The following is a 16,471-nucleotide window of genomic DNA, read 5'->3' on the forward strand; positions in this document are numbered from 1 at the left end:
AACTCGCTTTTTACATAGAAGTATATCAAAAATCATAGATCTTGGACAGCTTCTAAGAGTCTAACCGTGCCTGGCGTGACAAGCTGCCAATCTTGAGTTGACGCAGTTGGCAACATCTGTAACCGACCTTGCGCCGTCAGAACCTGTAAGACCGCATAGTCAAAATTCTTAGGCCGATCGGCATACCAAGAGAAGGTTGCCTGTAACTGTTTGGTTGCGGCCGCGCGATTCAAGGACCCAACTGTTTGTAACAGCCGGTCCAGTTCAGTGGCAGCCGCCTTGACGTGGTCCTCGACCCCCAAGAAGTAGGCCTTGGGTAAGCGCTCTTGTTGCCGAGCCGAGACAATGACTCGCAGATCGGCTGGCGTCAACAACTGAATGGTCCAGCGTTGGGCCCAGGACCGGACAATCCCCTGCTTCCGATAAAAAGCCAGCAATGCCGTGTGCGACACCCCCGTCTGCAAGGCCACATTAAGTTCCGCGGCGCGTTGGTTCTGCGCCTGAAAACCAACAGAACGCAAAAAGGCCGTCTCCAAATCGGCGTGCGTTGTTAACATCCCCTGTCGAAACAGACGGGTGGCAAACAATTCGGCTCGATTCATGAGACGTCCTCCTCGATTAAGTTACTTTATTATTTAGCAGAATCTGGCGCCCAGTCAAATTCAAGACTTGGATCGGCGTTCAACGTAGCATCGGCAAAGACCCCGTGTTGGTAAGCCACGTAGGCAAAGGCCCCAATCATGGCGGCATTATCGCCACATAACTTCAGGGGCGCCTTAACCAGATGGGTCGTTGGGTTATGCGCCAAGTCCCGTTCCAATCGTTCGCGTAGCCCTTGGTTCGCAGCCACCCCACCGGCCAAGATCAGTTGCTTTACAGGGTAATCAGCCAAGGCGTGCTGGGTCTTTTCGGCCAACACATCCACGACCGCTTGTTGGAAGCTGGCGGACAGGTCTTGTTTGCTCAAAGTCTCGCCAATCTGATCGGCGTGATGAGTCGTGTTGATGAAGGCACTCTTCAACCCACTGAAGCTAAAGTCGAGGTTATCGTCCCTCTCCATGGCCCGAGGAAAATTGAACGTGTCATGTCCCTCGTGAGCCCACTGGTCAACGGTCTTCCCGGCTGGGTAGTTGACCCCCATGACACGGCCAACCTTGTCATAGGCTTCGCCGGCAGCGTCATCGCGTGTCTCACCGATGATTTCAAATTGGTTCTCGGCGGGCATATAAACCAGTTCGGTATGCCCACCAGAAACCAACAAGGCCATCGCTGGAAATTCGATAGGTTCCACGTAGCGCGCGGCGTAGATGTGCCCGGCCATGTGGTTGATGGGAATCAGGGGCAGACTGTGGGCAAAGGCCACCGTCTTAGCCGCGGTAACCCCGATCAATAATGCCCCAACCAGGCCGGGCCCGTACGTCACGGCCACGGCATCCAGGTCGTCATAACCGACCTGGGCCTCTTGTAAGGCATCTTTGATACAAATCGTAATCTCTTCAATATGGTGGCGGCTCGCCACTTCAGGAACGACGCCGCCAAAACGTTGATGACTCTTAATTTGGGTTGCGACAACGTTTGACAGAATCTTATGACCGTCCTCAATAACGGCCACACTCGTCTCGTCACAACTCGATTCAAACGCTAAAATTAAAGTTCGCTTTTCCGTTGGACTCACTCCCTCTTCATGCCTGAAACCGTAAAAAACGGGCGGCTGTGCGCCATCCCGTTACGCCTCACGTGACTCTTCTTCAGCCTTCGGTAGGTATAACACCATATCCGCGGCATCTTCATGATCACCAAAGTAGTAACCGCGCTTGATTCCAGTCTGTTCAAAGTCCAGATCCCGGTACAGGCGTTGGGCACTCTTATTGGATACCCGAACTTCCAGACTCACAGTCCGGTAGTTCAACTTCTTAGCCTTCTTAATCATGACGCTCAAGAGAAAACGCCCTAAGCCATGAGCCTGAAACTCCGGCAACACAGCAATGTTCGTGATGTGGGCATCTTGCTCATGCTCGTCAAACGTACTGCCGATAAAGGCCAGTAAGCGATCGTTCTTCCGAATAACCAGGTAGAGCCGATCCTTCTCACGCCGTAATTTGTTGGCGAACGCCGTCGAATCCCACGGCGCTTGACCGGAATAAACGGCGCGTTCGATTTCAATCATCTCGGGGATGTCGGTGAATAAAGCCTTGGCCACGAAGTACGTTTCATCACGAATTTCTACGCGGTGATTCTTCACATCCATGGCTTCCTCGCGCACGAGCTCACGCCGACTTCCAAATACATTTTTATACCAACTCTTAAATTTTTTCAACATATGATCCGGTATCCTCTTCTGGGTTCTTGGCACGCCATTCGGCTTCAGCTTGCGTCAATCGTAGATAGTTAGGCACGAACTGATCCACGTTCTTTACGGGTATCTCGTGACGACCCAACAGGCCAATCGTCGCCGCCTGCGGTAAGTTCATCCAGACACTCACGCTCGGTGTTGCGGCCGAGATGGTGGTGTCAATGAGCTCAGAGAAGTGGCTAGCGTCACCTAAGAACCAGACGGGCTCCCCATATTCATTGATAGCTTCTAAATAAGTCGTGACGTTCGTGTGGGCATCCGCAATCTCAGAAACGGGAACGCCATCCTTGATCCGGTACAGCCCAGCGAAAACGTTTTGGTTCCGCGCATCGAACAAAGGTGCCACCAGGGCGCCCTCAACCGGCACGTTAGCTGCCAAGGTGGCCAGACTGGAGACAGCCACTAACTCAATATTGAGGGTTGCGGCCAGTGTCTTGGCTGTCGTTACAGCGATTCGAATTCCCGTGTAGGAACCCGGACCCGCGGCCACGACGACCCGATCGAGATCGGTTGGCTTCAGTTCGGCCATGGCGAGGAGCCGTTCAATTTCTGGTAATAAATACTCGGCGTGTTTCTGATGAACGGTCACCGTGATGGCGGCCAGCACGTTCGAGTCATCCAACACGGCCACACTCAGTGGTCGGTTAGACGTATCAATTGCTAAAATCTTCATGTTTATTTAGGGTCCCCTTTGATGTGTTTGGTTATGCCGGTACCCGCACTCATGAAATGAGACGGCAAAAGCGGCGGCTGGTTAACGGCCACCGCTTCATCTTGGCTACCCAGTTACGGTTTCTAAATGACTGTTCATATCAGTTAACTATACTACCACAAAGATCCGCTGAGGGCACCTTCTCCGCTTGATCGTTAGACTTTTATCGATCTTGCCAGTTGATCGCGGCCTGAACTGCCACCGTCGCGCCGACCTTAACCTCGTGGGTTGTGGCGTGGGCGCTAGACATCACGGCCGTACTCAAGACTTGATGCCCATACTGAACCTCATTTTCAAAACGAATGCGAATGTCTCGCGCCTGATGCTGCCGTAACCAATCCGCTGGTAAGGTATCTAGCATCCAGTCGAAGTAGTGGGCGTTGTTGACATGGCCATTCCCGTCGATGTCAAAGTAACGGACTGTGTAAGGCTTCAATTGAGCGGACAGACTGTGGTCTAAGCGACTAGGCCGCGGTAACCGCGGAATTCGACTGACCAATTCACTCTCGTAAGGCCCCATGAGTTCAGTTGGAATCGTGGCAATCTTCCGGGTGGCGTAACTCATGGTGACCCAGATGCCTTCGCCATAAGCAAGTTGATTGCCATCCTGGTCAACCAGCCAATATTCCCGGTAGGCAAAGTAACGATTATAAGCCGTCGCTCTGGTTTTCACGGTCACGGCCTCATTAACCACTGGTAAGCGGTCAATCTGAATGTGGTACTGGGTCACAACCCACCCCACACCGAGTCCGTGGACGCGATCGCTCGTCCAGCCCAAGGCATCACTCTGATCCTTGGATACCAGGACGAAGAGATTAATTAACATGGCGACGGTTAGGTGACCCGTATCGTCTCCTTCATAGTAGACGACACGGTGTTTCTCGCTAAATTGTTGTGCGGCCACACAGGTCACTCCTTATCTAAATGATGATAGGTCCGGTAGACCTCTTGTTTCTTCAAGCCGCGGAGGTTAGCCACTTCCTTGATGGCGGCATTCGGCTTGTCACCGGCGGCGATTAACCGGTCGACTTGAACCTCGATGGGTTCGCTTAGATCGACTGCAGTCGTAGCGGTCACTGTTGGGGCGGGATTGCCCCCCACTAGGACGACAAATTCCCCGCGGACAGTATCCGTGGCGGCCCAGTCGGCTAGCTCTTGTAACGTTCCTCTTAAGAACTCTTCGTAACGTTTCGTCAGTTCGCGACACAGGACGGCTGATCTGTCAGCCCCCATACCATCGGCCAAATTTTGTAAGGTTTTCTTCAGACGATGCGGGGCCTCATAAAAGATCAGCGTTTCCTCACGTTGCGCCAACCCGTCAATCTCGGCGCGTTGATCCTTAGGTTTCCGATCCAAAAAGCCATAGAAATAAAAGGGCTGTGGCGCTAAACCAGAGGCGATCAATGCCGTCAATCCAGCATTGGCTCCGGGAAGCGGCGCGACTGGGATATGCGCGTCGATACAGGCATTGACCAGTTCATGACCGGGATCCGAGATTGACGGCATCCCCGCATCACTGACTTGGGCAATCTGCATGCCCGCTTGGAGTTTGGCAATCAGTTGTGGAATCCGCTCCTGTGTGTTGTGCTCGTGAAAACTAATTTGTTTCGTTGTAATTTCAAAATGATTTAAAAGTTTCTGGGTATTACGCGTGTCTTCGGCCGCGATGAGGTCGACGTCTTTCAACGTCTTGACGGCGCGAAAGGTCATGTCGTCCAGATTTCCAATTGGCGTTGGCACCAGGTACAAACGGCCGCTAGGTGCGGTCTTAAAACTTCGTTGACGTTCCATGCGGTGCGAACCTCCTACTGGTCACGATAGATAACTTCTAAACAAAAGGCACATTCCTCGTCTTGCTTGCGGCGGGTTCCGTAGAACTCTCGGCAGACGTGAAAGCCTTCCTCATACAATTTTTCAAGAATTTGGCGCGATTTCGACAGTCCCTGCTGGGTTTCGGGATCCTGTGGTAACGTTCGCTGTAATTCACGAACCAGGTCACGGAGATGCTGATTTTCAATCCCTAATTCCGCGTTCTGTTCGAAGACCTTAGTCATCTCCGTTTGCAGGTCAGTAAATTGGACGAGCATCTCCTGCAACTGATCTTCTAGGCTCTTAAATTGATCGTAAATTTCTTGTTTTTCCAAGTTGCAACCCCTCCAATTCTGACAAATTTATCGGGGAACTTGCCCCAATATTTTCAACGTTAATGCCTCAAGAATACCTTGAAAATTAAGATTACCAGTTAGTTGGCCACGCGTCGCCAACGTCAAAGTGAGAATCGCCACCAGTTGATCGACCGACAAACGTTGGGCTAACTCCCGACTCACCTTGGCAACTTGCGGAAAGGCCAACTCCGAATCCGCCACGACCTGGGTCTGTTGACGCAACACATCATGCCAGGCCTGAACCACCATGTCGAGCACGAGGCCCTGTTGATCGCGGTTGCTAGCTAAGGGCACCAGTTCGGTCTGAACCCGCACGAAGGCCCGTTCATCCCCTGCGGCACAAGCCTGAAGCCACTGGCCCACGTTCTGTTGAGCCGTCTTGAGCCAGTCATTTTCGATAAGTTCCTGGGCGGTGGCCACACTCTCGGTCAACGTCGACAAGAGATAGCGCTGGCTGGGAACGACCCCCACCTTAGCCAGCTCATCGCTCAGAGCGGTCGGAGCCACCCGTAACAGATCAACAATCTGGGTCCGCGACAAAATCGTTGGCAAAAGCAAGTTCTTATTAGCCGTCAGGAGCAAGGCTACCGTGTTGCCCACGGGTTCTTCAATGAATTTTAAAAGGCTGTTGGCGGCCCCGGTCGTCATCCGATCGACCTGGTCGACAATGAAGATCTTCTGGTTACCTTCAACCGCACTCTTACTGAATTCGGACTTCAGATAACGAACCTGATCCACCTTGATGCGTTGGCCATCCGGCACAACCGTCACCACGTCGGGATGGTCCCCGGCCATGATACGGCGGCATTCAGAACAGGTCTCACACGGTAGCCCCTCTGGCGTCACGTTTTGGCAAAAGAGACGCATGGCAATCAGCCGAGCCAAGTCCTGGCGACCCGTGCCATCGGCCCCATTAAAGAGGTAGGCGTGTGCCAGCCGGTTCTCCGAAATCAACGTCATAAAATGCGCTAAAAGCTGTGGTTGTAGGCGTTTGACCCGTGCCACTAGACTATCTTCAGTCATGTGGCCCTCCTAAAATTGATGGAACTGGTCAACTGGCATCACAAAGACCGTTGCCCCACCGACCTGAACCTCAACCGGATAGGACGACGTACTGTCGAGCTGGGCATCGAGATTAACTGGTGGCGTCATGAACTGTTGACGCGTGTGACTGGCGTCCTTGATCATCGCCAGAACTTCGTCGACCCGGTCGTCTTCCACCCCAATCATGAAGGTAGTATTACCAGACTTCAGAAAGCCACCGGTGGTGGAGAGTCGGGTAGCCCGAATATCGTGATCGATAAATTCATTGCTTAAACGGTTTGCGTCCTTATCTTGGACGATAGCAATCAGTAATTTCATAGTGAGAGTCCTCCCTTAACCACCGGTTAGAAGTAGCGCGGTGCAGTTTGCTTAATCAAGGTCAACGCCTGCTCAACCACCTTAGCGGGTTCCTGAGTAGCGTCGATGCGTTTAATACGGTCCGGATCGGCCGCTTGAAGTCGGAGATAGGCTGCTCGCACACGATCGTGAAAGGCTGTCTTCTCGACATCCAGTCGGTCGACCTGATCCGCTTGCCGGTGGGCTTGAATTCGCCGCAATCCGACCTCGGCCGGCACGTCGAAATAGATGGTCAGATCGGGAAGTAACCCATCCGTGGCAAACTGATTCATTTCGGCCACGGCGTCTTCGCCAATCTGGCGGCCGGCACCCTGATACGCAATGGAACTATCCACGTAACGGTCACAGAGCACCAGTTGGTCAGCTTCAAGTGCCGGTAAAATTGTCTGAGCTAAGTGTTGACGCCGTGCTGCCGCATACAGCAGGGCCTCGGTGCGATAATCCATCGCGGTATTCGCTCGGTCTAAAATGATGGATCGAATACTTTCGGAAATTGGATTGCCACCTGGTTCTCTGGTGATCACCAATTGGTCACCCAATCCGTCCATAATCTGGGCGGTAATAGCGCGTAAAGCACTGGTTTTCCCAGCACCATCCGGGCCTTCAAAGCTAATAAAAGTTCCTGACAAGATGCTCGACCCCATTTTTTATTGATAGTTACATTGTACTTGAATTCAGAATTGATGTCTATTTGCAACGGTACCTTCTCAGGGTAACCGATCAAATCAAACACCGATGAGCCAGGCCACAAAAAAACGGGCCATTATGCTGCAACCAGCCGCCTGCCCGTCCCTTCTGCTGCCACTAATCTCGAAAGACTGCGGCGGAAATTTGTTTACCTTTAACCTGACGCCGACGAGCTTCACGGTACAAGAACAGGTAGGTCTGCCGGGCGAGAGCGGTGTTCGCCGTCATCTCGTTATCCGCATCGGCAATGGCCTCTTCCGTCTGCTTCGCATGGTCCCACCGATCCTTGGCGTCGTCGATGGTCACTAATAGCTGATCGTCATACGCGGCTTTTAACCGGGGTAATTGGCGTTTCTTTCTTCCAAACATCTGCGGACCTCCTACATCTCTGTGCGGCCTTCAACGGCCTTAAACAGGGTCATTTCGTCAGCATATTCGATGTCACTCCCCACTGACAACCCGTGGGCCAGGCGCGTTACCTTGATTCCGGCTGGTTTAATCAGCCGAGACAGGTACATCGCCGTTGCTTCCCCCTCAGGGGTGGCATTGGTGGCAATAATAACTTCTTTAATAGAAGGATTCTTTTGTAAACGGTTGATCAGACTGGCAATGTTCAGATCTTCTGGGCCCTTGCCTTCGATGGGTGACATGACCCCTTGAAGGACGTGGTATAAGCCATGATATTCCTTCATCTTTTCCATCACCATGATGTCCTTGGCTTGTTCGACCACCAACACATGACTCTGGTCACGGGTCTTGTCCGTACAGATGACACAGGGATCACTCTCAGTGATATTGCCACAGATCGAGCAAAAGTGAAGGTCGCGTTTGGCCGCGACGAGCGCCTTTGAAAACGCCGTGACATCATCCTCTGCCATATCAATCGTAAAGAAAGCCAACCGGGTCGCCGACTTCTGGCCAATCCCCGGGAGCTTCATGTAGCTATCGATCAACTGCGCAATAGGTTCTGGGTACTGCATAGTCACAACGTCCTTTCTGGATTACATCCCGGGGATGTTCAACCCTTGGGTGTATTTGCCCATCGTTTGTTGGGTGCTTTCATCAACCTTGGCAATCGCTTCGTTAACGGCAGCCAAGACCAGGTCAGCTAACATATCAGGGTCATCGGGATCGATGGCTTCTGGCTTGATCGTCAGGTCAGTCATCTTCCGGTCACCGGTAAAGGTAGCCTGTACCAAGTCGTCTGGTGAAGTTCCCGTGAAGGATTGGGCGTTCAAATTGGCTTGATCCTCCGCCATCTTCTTTTGCATTTGCCGCATCTGTTTCATCATGTTTCCCATATTACCCATGTTCCGCATCTTAATCATCCTTTCGAAATTTAATCTTGCTTAATATCCACAATTGATTTACCGAAAAGCTCCTCAGCCTTCGTCACTACCGGATTCTCAGCCGGCTTTTCTGACTGTTGATCCTCGGGTGAGTTCGCCTGGAGTTGCGCTTTGTGCGCGGCTAGATAGCTCTTACGAATTCGTGGCCACTGGTCCTTGGGCACGAAGACGACGGGTAACGCCGTCCCAATCATGCGATCCAGGCCATTCTCCAAGGCATCCGTGAGCTCGCGATCCAGGGTTGCCCGCTGGAAGAAGAAGGAGAAGTCGAAGGCCACAATAACCCCCGAATCCGCCGCCGCAACCGGCTGTGAAGCCTTCATGACCGCACGTTGGGCCACGTTTAAGCTGTTCAGAATATCTGGCCAGACCTCTTGGAGCTGGTTCAGTTTCTCGCGAGTCGCAGTCCCCAGCACAGGATTAATCTTCGCCAGATTAACCTCTTGCTTGACGGCGGCCTTTACCCGCGGTGTCCCGGAAGAAGCCTTGCCGGGTTGTCCCGCGGGGGCGTCTTCCAGATGTTTAACTGCCGAACGTAACTGCTGAATCTCACGTTGTAGGTCGGCCATGCCGGGTTGATTAGCACTGGCTGGTGCGGCCGCTACCGGTTGAGCAGTCGACGCAGTGGCAACGGGGGCTTGCCCCTTCTGGTGGCCAATCTCGGCTAATTTAATTGTGAGAATTTCGAGATAAACGTCTGGGTGGGTCGTAAACCGCATCTGTTGTTGAATCGAATTTAATTCATTAATCATGGCGTACATGGTCTGCGCCGATGTGGCCGCGGCCAGTTGTTGAAAGGCCTCGCTAACACTGCCCATTTCGGCCTCTTCGACCATCTTAGGAGCTTGTTGATACAACAGGAGGTCGCGGGTATAGCCGATAATGTCTTCGGTAAAACGCTCGGCATCCTTCCCGGCCTCTAGGACCGACTGTAAGCTCGCCAATCCGGCTTTGGTGTCACCAGCAATGACTTGCTGGACATAGGTCGCCAGCAGCTCGTGTGTCACGCTCCCGGTCACCAGGAGGGCATTGTCCAGGGTAATCTCATTATCCCCGAAGGATAACGCCTGATCCAAAATGCTCAGTGCATCCCGCATCCCCCCTTCGGCGGCCTTGGCAATCACCTTGATCGCCTGGTCGTCATAGGTAACGTCCTTTTGCTTTAAAATATAAATCATCCGTTGATAACTATCATTGGCCGCAATGCGTTTGAAATCAAAGCGTTGCGTCCGGGAGATAATCGTCGCGGGAATCTTGTGAGGTTCCGTCGTAGCCAGGATGAAAATCACATTGGCCGGTGGTTCTTCCAACGTTTTCAATAAGGCGTTAAAGGCCCCGGTAGACAGCATATGAACTTCATCAATGATGTAGACCTTGTAGTCGGCCACCGTTGGCGCATACTTCACCTTGTCACGGATATCCCGAATCTCTTCGACCCCGTTGTTGGAGGCCGCATCGATCTCGATCACGTCATTCAACGTGCCATCCGTGATGGCCTTACAGGTCTCACATTCATTGCAGGGTTCGCCATCCACTTGGTGATGACAATTGATGGCCTTGGCAAAAATCTTCGCTGCCGAGGTCTTCCCGGTCCCCCGGGGCCCCGCAAAGAGATAAGCGTGGCTAATTTGGTTGGTTGTGATGGCATTCTTAAGCGTGCGGGTAATGACCTCTTGCCCAATCATGTCGTCGAACCGTTGCGGGCGCCAGACCCGATAAAGTGCTTGATAAGCCATGCAATCCGTCCCTTTCTTCAGGAAAATCCGTTAAATTCGCTGTTCATAATTATAGCCTTTTTACCCGCTCGCTGTCACGGGTTGTTGGCCCGGATTTACAGTAAATTAATCTCTGATCGTCATCGATCCCGACGACAACGGCCGGGCTAATGGGACTTACTGCAACCCGTTTGCGCGCAAATATTTTTATCCATGAAAAAACTCCCAGTCATCGACTAGGAGTTTGAATTAGCTCATAAACTTGAAGCACAAAGCGGCGCAAACTTAGTGCTGCTTCCTTCCGGACCTGACACAATTCGTAAGGTCACCCTTGCTCCAAGGCCTTTACGGCAATACTCAGTGTATCATGAACCGTTGGGCCTGTCTAGCCACTTGTTAATTTTCTGGCGTCTGAGCGGCACGCCGCGCCTTCTTTGCCGCCTTCTGGCGCTTGCGCGCGGCTCTAAAGAACGTCACCATGCGTTCTCCGGCTGACTTAGCCAAGAGGCCTTCGTGGACCGTAACGACATGGTTTAACCGGTCATCGGTAAGCGTCTGGTAAAGGCTATCGACGGCACCAGCCTTTGGGTCACGAGCACCATAGAAGACTTCGGGAATCCGGGCGTTGACAATGGCCCCGCTACACATGAGACAGGGTTCAATTGTGACGTAGAGTTGGCAGTCATTGAGCCGCCAGCTCTTAAGCGTCGCACAGGCTTCCTCGATCGCGCGCACCTCGGCGTGCAACGTGGCATCGTTCCCATGTTCCCGTAGGTTATGTCCCCGACCAACAATCTGGCCGTCATGGACGATCACAGCGCCAATCGGGACCTCACCAATCAAGGCCGCTTGGTCGGCTTCAAACAAGGCTTCTTCCATATATAAACGCTGATGAGGTGAATAGGACGTTTCGCGCATCCAATCCCTCCTTTCGACAGCAATCGATTAGCGCAACGTACTTTCTAGAATGTAGTACCCTTTATCTTTTTTAATGATTTCGCAGTTGCCAAACGTAGCCGCCATATTTTTTTCAGCGGACGGTGCCCCCTGCTTTTTCTGCAAGACGACGGTCAACGTGCCCCCCGGGTAGGAGATGATCCTTGGCCTGGGTGAGCATCGCCGTGACAACGTTCTTACCGGCACGTACCGGCGGATTCGTCACGATCGCCGCGTATTGTTCCGTGATATCACTATAAATATCTGACGTCTTGATTGTCACGTTTTCAATCTGATTGGCCGTGGCATTTTGCCGGGCTAATTGTAAGGCCAACTCATTAACGTCAACCATGGTAATTTCACGATCTGGCCACTTTTTAGCGAGGGCCAAGCCGATCGGACCGTAGCCCGTTCCCAGGTCCAACCACGCACCAGCCGGCGTCTTCTCGGCATTAAATGCCTCCAAGAGCACGCGTGAACCGTAGTCCACCCGGTTCTTTGAAAAGACACCGTTGTCGGTGGTAAACAACAATTCGTTGCCTAGCAACGTGTAGGGCCAGTGATGTTCTTCGTGTAAAACGTCTGGATTTTGTGTATAATAATGATTAGTCAAAACTCTCCACCACCTTCAGTGCCTATTTTACCTTACATGTTTGGTGGAAACCAAGAAAAATAAAAAATAAGTCCAGGAGTACCATATTTAGTGGTTATTGTATGATCCAACTACTAAATGTGGTACTTTTTTTGATTGAATTTTTCAATATCTGGTGTACACTTAACTCATTGATATTTAAATTTAAGGGATGTGGCAACAATGAAAGTAACAGTTTACTCCAAGAACGACTGCATGCAATGCAAGATGACAAAGCGTTTCCTCAGCGAACACAACGTGGAATTTGAGGAACACAACATCTCTCAGAATCCAGAATACGTTTCCTACCTGAAGGATCACGGTTTCCAAGCGGTCCCAGTTGTGGAAGCACCTGGCGTACCAGCCTTTTATGGCTTCCGGCCAGACCAATTGACGAAGATTGCGGGCTAATTTAAGTTAGACACAAACCCGTCTCGGCGACGTCGTGTTTGTTCACGGTGGCGCCATTTTTATTTGGTTTTAGATGAGTCATTTTTAAATGAAGGAAGAGATGATTAGGATGAGCTTAAAAGACTTAGGTAATGTGACTTACTATGATTTAAACAATGAAATTAACATCCCCGTCGACGGACAGATCCCACTTAACAAGGATCAGGAAGCCCTCCACGCCTTCCTAAAGGAAAATGTCGGTCCCAACACCAAGCGTTTCGATTCCTTGCGTGACCGGTTCGACTTCTTAATCGACAACAACTATATCGAAGCCAAGGTGATTAACCAGTACCCCTTCGAATTTGTCGAAGACCTCTACGCTTACCTCAAAGACCAAGACTTTCATTTCAAGTCCTTCATGGCCGCCTACAAGTTCTATGCGCAGTACGCCTTGAAGACCGATGACAACGATTACTACCTGGAAAACTTCATTGACCGGGTGGCAATGAATGCGCTGGACTTCGCCGAGGGTGACCAGCAGTTAGCCCATGACCTAGCCGATGAAATCATCCACCAACGTTACCAACCCGCTACGCCTAGCTTCTTAAGTGCGGGCCGATCTCGGCGCGGTGAGCTCGTCTCTTGTTTCTTAATCCAATCAACCGATGACATGAATACAATCGGCCGGACGATTAACTCTGCCCTGCAGCTCTCACGTATCGGTGGTGGGGTTGGGATCAGCCTGTCCAACCTACGAGGCGCTGGCGATCCGATCAAGCACATCGACGGTGCGGCCTCTGGGGTCGTTCCGGTCATGAAGTTACTCGAAGACAGCTTCTCTTATTCCAACCAATTGGGACAGCGGCAAGGGGCCGGGGTGGTCTATCTCAGCGTCTTCCATCCCGACATTGTAGCCTTTCTGAGTGCTAAGAAGGAAAATGCCGACGAAAAGATTCGGCTGAAGACCCTCTCACTCGGTGTCACCGTTCCCGATAAATTCTATGAACTCTGTGAACAGGATGCCGACATGTACCTCTTCAGTCCCTACGACGTCGAACGCATCTACGGCAAGCCATTTGCCTACGTCGACATCACCAGCGAATACGACAACATGGTCGCCAATCCCGACATCCGTAAGAAGAGACTGAAGGCCCGTGAGCTAGAAACCGAAATTGGCAAACTCCAGCAGGAATCCGGCTACCCTTACATCGTCAACATCGACACGGCCAACCGAGAAAGTCCCATCGACGGCCGCATCGTGATGAGTAATCTTTGTTCCGAAATCATGCAGGTTCAGACACCTTCGCGCGTCAACAACAAGCAAGAATATGACGTGCTGGGAACCGATATCTCTTGTAACCTCGGGTCCACCAACATTGTCAACCTGATGACCTCTCCTGACTTCGGCCACTCCGTTGAAACCATGGTCCGCGCCCTTACCTTTGTGACCGATCACTCTGACATCGACGTCGTGCCTTCCATTCAAAAGGGCAATCGACTCGGTCACACCATTGGCTTAGGCGCCATGGGTCTGCACAGCTACTTTGCCAAAAATCAAATGATGTACGGTTCCAAGGACAGTATTGCCTTTACCAGCGCGTACTTCATGCTACTGAACTACTGGACGTTGAAGGCCTCAAACGAGATTGCCAAGGAACGGCACGAAACGTTCCACAATTTCGACAAGAGTACTTACGCCGACGGCACTTACTTCGACCGCTACACCGAAAAAGACTGGCGGCCAACGTCGGCCAAGGTTCAAGACCTCTTTGCCAACGTCTGGTTACCTTCACCTGAAGACTGGGCCGAGCTGAAGACTGCTGTCATGCAAGATGGTCTCTACCATCAAAACCGCATGGCTGTTGCGCCTAACGGGTCCATCTCCTACATCAACGACACCACGGCCAGCCTCCATCCAATTATCAACCGGATCGAAGAACGCCAAGAAAAGAAGATCGGGAAGATATATTACCCAGCCCCATACCTCAGCAATGACACCATGCCTTACTACAAGTCAGCCTACGATACCGACATGCGCCGGGTGATCGACGTTTACGCCGCTGCCCAGAAACATGTGGACCAAGGGATGAGCTTGACCCTCTTCATGCGTTCAACCTTACCTGAAGGCCTCTACGAATGGAAGAATGGTCGGACCGACAAGATGACCACGCGGGACCTGAGTATTCTGCGGAACTACGCCCACCGTAAAGGCATCAAGTCGATCTACTACGTGCGGACCTTCACCGACGACAATGGTGAAGTCGGTGCCAACCAATGTGAAAGCTGTGTTATCTAGCAAATTGGTAACTTGGCACGTCCCTCACCTGGCCGCCGCAGTGCGGGCAAGTTAACGCAAACTAATCTCTAAATCAAAGGAGTGGTAGCATGGCAAGAATTGAAAATTATAACGCCATTAACTGGAACGCGGTTTCTGACGAAATCGACAAAGCAACCTGGGAAAAATTAACGGAACAATTTTGGTTAGACACCCGGATCCCGGTCTCCAATGACCTGGATGACTGGCGGACACTGGATACCGACCACCAATGGGTCGTGGGTCATGTTTTCGGGGGCCTAACGCTGTTAGACACCCTGCAGTCCCAAGATGGGATGGCCGCCCTGAGAAGAGACGTCCGGACGCCTCACGAGACCGCGGTCTTAAACAACATCCAATTCATGGAATCCGTTCACGCCAAGAGTTATTCCACAATTTTCTCCACGTTGAACACACCGGACGAAATCGACGAAATCTTCCAATGGAGTGATTCCGAAGAATTCTTACAGAACAAGACCAAGCGGATCTATGACCTGTACCACGATGACGAGCATCCCTTAAAGAAGAAGATCTCCAGTGTCTTTCTGGAAACGTTCTTGTTCTACTCGGGGTTCTTTACCCCGCTCTACTACTTAGGCCACAACAAGTTGCCTAACGTGGCGGAAATCATCAAGCTGATCCTGCGAGACGAATCCGTCCACGGAACTTACATCGGTTACAAGTTCCAGCTCGGTATGAAGGAACTCACTGACAACGAACAACAACAAATGAAGGATTGGATGTACGACTTCCTCTACAAGTTGTACGCTAACGAAGAAAAGTACACGCACCTGATGTACGACCAAGTTGGCTGGACGGAACAAGTCCTCACCTTCATCCGTTACAACGCCAACAAGGCCCTGATGAACTTGGGTCAAGATCCCCTCTTCCCTGACACGGCCGAGGATGTGAACCCGATCGTCATGAACGGGATTTCCACTTCTACCGCCAACCATGACTTCTTCTCCCAAGTGGGGAACGGTTATTTGTTAGGTAACGTTGAAGCCATGAACGATAGTGACTACAACATTGGGGAACCTGACGATCCAGAAGATCCAACCAAATAAGTAGCTGAAAAATGCAGTGGTCCAAGTTCCCCGTTTGGGGACTCAGGCCACTGCATTTTTAGATCCGTTTAGTTTCACACCTGTTTCAGAAGGTTCTCGACAGCACTCACTGTCACGGATTGCTGGACCAACGTTGGAATATGTGCTGTGATCCAATCGGGATCTCGATCCCACCACGCCAGGCGTTCTAGAGCCGCAACAACGGCCGGTTCAAACCGTGGCCGAATCAGTTTAGCCGGATTACCACCGACAATCGTATACGGGGCAACGTCTTGGGTTACCACACTATTGGCCCCCACGATGGCCCCATCACCAATCTGAACGCCGGGAAGTACCGTGACGTTCTGACCGAACCAGACATCGTTGCCCACCACGGTGTCGCCCTTAAGGGGCAAGTCACTCAAGGTCGGCGTGAATTGTTGCCAATCGCCACCCAAAATATTAAAGGGATACGTTGTCATCCCCGCCATGGCATGGTTGGCACCGTTCATGATAAATTCAATCCCCCGAGCAATGGCACAGAACTTACCAATGATCAGGCGATCCCCCAGAAATTCATAGTGATGGGTGACGTGTTGTTCGAATGCCAACGGATCAACTGGATCATCATAGTAGGTGTAGTCTCCAACCAAGATATTGGGACGGTGAACCACATTCTTCAAAAATACCATTTCACCAATGGCTGGATTGGGATGAATGGCTTGTGCGTCTGGAATTGTCATCGTATGACCTCCCTGGTTATTTATCCTTA

Annotated in this window: 19 protein-coding genes, 1 other RNA gene and 1 pseudogene; 3 read left to right on the plus strand and 18 right to left on the minus strand. The window is 51.6% G+C overall.

All coding sequences use genetic code 11. The annotated features are described in order from the left end of the window. Positions 1 to 32 precede the first annotated feature (32 nt). The 17 genes and pseudogenes from IV54_RS02480 to IV54_RS02555 form a co-directional block, all read right to left on the minus strand. On the minus strand, positions 33 to 602 hold the full coding sequence (locus IV54_RS02480; protein ID WP_057877819.1) for a DNA glycosylase AlkZ-like family protein: 570 nt from the start codon (positions 600 to 602) through the stop codon (positions 33 to 35). A 29-nt stretch (positions 603 to 631) separates the two neighbouring features. Continuing rightward, complete coding sequence (tsaD, locus tag IV54_RS02485) at positions 632 to 1,675, minus strand: tRNA (adenosine(37)-N6)-threonylcarbamoyltransferase complex transferase subunit TsaD (RefSeq protein WP_057877820.1); 1,044 nt, start codon at positions 1,673 to 1,675, stop codon at positions 632 to 634. 51 nt (positions 1,676 to 1,726) lie between these two features. After that, on the minus strand, positions 1,727 to 2,320 hold the full coding sequence (gene rimI, locus IV54_RS02490; protein ID WP_057877821.1) for a ribosomal protein S18-alanine N-acetyltransferase: 594 nt from the start codon (positions 2,318 to 2,320) through the stop codon (positions 1,727 to 1,729). After that, positions 2,304 to 3,026 (minus strand): tRNA (adenosine(37)-N6)-threonylcarbamoyltransferase complex dimerization subunit type 1 TsaB, encoded by a 723-nt coding sequence (gene tsaB, locus IV54_RS02495; protein WP_057877822.1) that lies wholly within the window; start codon positions 3,024 to 3,026, stop codon positions 2,304 to 2,306. Before tsaB ends, rimI begins: the two co-directional genes overlap by 17 nt. Before the next feature lie 202 nt (positions 3,027 to 3,228). Beyond that, positions 3,229 to 3,969 carry an acyl-[acyl-carrier-protein] thioesterase gene (locus tag IV54_RS02500; protein WP_057877823.1) on the minus strand — a complete coding sequence of 247 codons (741 nt, stop codon included), beginning with the start codon at positions 3,967 to 3,969 and terminating at the stop codon, positions 3,229 to 3,231. Between the two features lie 5 nt (positions 3,970 to 3,974). Then, positions 3,975 to 4,856 carry a 16S rRNA (cytidine(1402)-2'-O)-methyltransferase gene (rsmI, locus tag IV54_RS02505; RefSeq protein WP_057877824.1) on the minus strand — a complete coding sequence of 294 codons (882 nt, stop codon included), beginning with the start codon at positions 4,854 to 4,856 and terminating at the stop codon, positions 3,975 to 3,977. Between the two features lie 14 nt (positions 4,857 to 4,870). Then, positions 4,871 to 5,209, minus strand: coding sequence for a DNA replication initiation control protein YabA (locus tag IV54_RS02510; RefSeq protein ID WP_057877825.1), 339 nt, complete (start codon positions 5,207 to 5,209; stop codon positions 4,871 to 4,873). Positions 5,210 to 5,236: 27 nt separating this feature from the next. Then, complete coding sequence (holB, locus tag IV54_RS02515; protein WP_057877826.1) at positions 5,237 to 6,253, minus strand: DNA polymerase III subunit delta'; 1,017 nt, start codon at positions 6,251 to 6,253, stop codon at positions 5,237 to 5,239. 9 nt (positions 6,254 to 6,262) lie between these two features. Further along, positions 6,263 to 6,592 carry a cyclic-di-AMP receptor gene (locus IV54_RS02520; RefSeq protein WP_057877827.1) on the minus strand — a complete coding sequence of 110 codons (330 nt, stop codon included), beginning with the start codon at positions 6,590 to 6,592 and terminating at the stop codon, positions 6,263 to 6,265. Positions 6,593 to 6,618: 26 nt separating this feature from the next. Continuing rightward, positions 6,619 to 7,263, minus strand: coding sequence for a dTMP kinase (gene tmk, locus IV54_RS02525; protein ID WP_338034226.1), 645 nt, complete (start codon positions 7,261 to 7,263; stop codon positions 6,619 to 6,621). 172 nt (positions 7,264 to 7,435) lie between these two features. Next, the gene (locus IV54_RS02530; protein ID WP_057877829.1) at positions 7,436 to 7,687 is read right to left on the minus strand and encodes a YaaL family protein; all 252 of its coding nucleotides are present in this window, start codon (positions 7,685 to 7,687) and stop codon (positions 7,436 to 7,438) included. 11 nt (positions 7,688 to 7,698) lie between these two features. Next, positions 7,699 to 8,298, minus strand: a complete 600-nt coding sequence (gene recR, locus IV54_RS02535) for a recombination mediator RecR (RefSeq protein WP_057877830.1) — start codon at positions 8,296 to 8,298, stop codon at positions 7,699 to 7,701. Between the two features lie 21 nt (positions 8,299 to 8,319). Further along, entirely contained in the window at positions 8,320 to 8,637 is a 318-nt protein-coding gene (locus IV54_RS02540; RefSeq protein WP_057877831.1) for a YbaB/EbfC family nucleoid-associated protein, read from the minus strand. 20 nt (positions 8,638 to 8,657) lie between these two features. Beyond that, positions 8,658 to 10,403, minus strand: a complete 1,746-nt coding sequence (gene dnaX, locus IV54_RS02545) for a DNA polymerase III subunit gamma/tau (protein WP_057877832.1) — start codon at positions 10,401 to 10,403, stop codon at positions 8,658 to 8,660. Positions 10,404 to 10,638: 235 nt separating this feature from the next. Further along, positions 10,639 to 10,725: signal recognition particle sRNA small type (gene ffs, locus IV54_RS11455), an RNA gene on the minus strand. 53 nt (positions 10,726 to 10,778) lie between these two features. Further along, complete coding sequence (gene tadA, locus IV54_RS02550; RefSeq protein ID WP_057877833.1) at positions 10,779 to 11,300, minus strand: tRNA adenosine(34) deaminase TadA; 522 nt, start codon at positions 11,298 to 11,300, stop codon at positions 10,779 to 10,781. Between the two features lie 27 nt (positions 11,301 to 11,327). Continuing rightward, a pseudogene (locus tag IV54_RS02555) lies at positions 11,328 to 11,931 on the minus strand (class I SAM-dependent methyltransferase). Between the two features lie 201 nt (positions 11,932 to 12,132). Between IV54_RS02555 and nrdH the strand changes: the two are divergent. From nrdH to nrdF, 3 genes are all read left to right on the plus strand, one after another. After that, complete coding sequence (gene nrdH, locus IV54_RS02560; protein ID WP_057877834.1) at positions 12,133 to 12,360, plus strand: glutaredoxin-like protein NrdH; 228 nt, start codon at positions 12,133 to 12,135, stop codon at positions 12,358 to 12,360. A gap of 109 nt (positions 12,361 to 12,469) precedes the next feature. Further along, positions 12,470 to 14,635, plus strand: coding sequence for a class 1b ribonucleoside-diphosphate reductase subunit alpha (gene nrdE / locus IV54_RS02565; protein ID WP_057877835.1), 2,166 nt, complete (start codon positions 12,470 to 12,472; stop codon positions 14,633 to 14,635). An 89-nt stretch (positions 14,636 to 14,724) separates the two neighbouring features. Then, complete coding sequence (gene nrdF, locus IV54_RS02570) at positions 14,725 to 15,720, plus strand: class 1b ribonucleoside-diphosphate reductase subunit beta (protein WP_057877836.1); 996 nt, start codon at positions 14,725 to 14,727, stop codon at positions 15,718 to 15,720. Positions 15,721 to 15,794: 74 nt separating this feature from the next. On the opposite strand, the gene IV54_RS02575 is transcribed toward nrdF, so the two are convergent. Further along, entirely contained in the window at positions 15,795 to 16,442 is a 648-nt protein-coding gene (locus IV54_RS02575) for a Vat family streptogramin A O-acetyltransferase (RefSeq protein ID WP_057877837.1), read from the minus strand. Between the last annotated feature and the right edge of the window lie 29 nt (positions 16,443 to 16,471).

The organism is Levilactobacillus paucivorans (assembly GCF_001437125.1).
GTDB lineage: Bacteria > Bacillota > Bacilli > Lactobacillales > Lactobacillaceae > Levilactobacillus > Levilactobacillus paucivorans.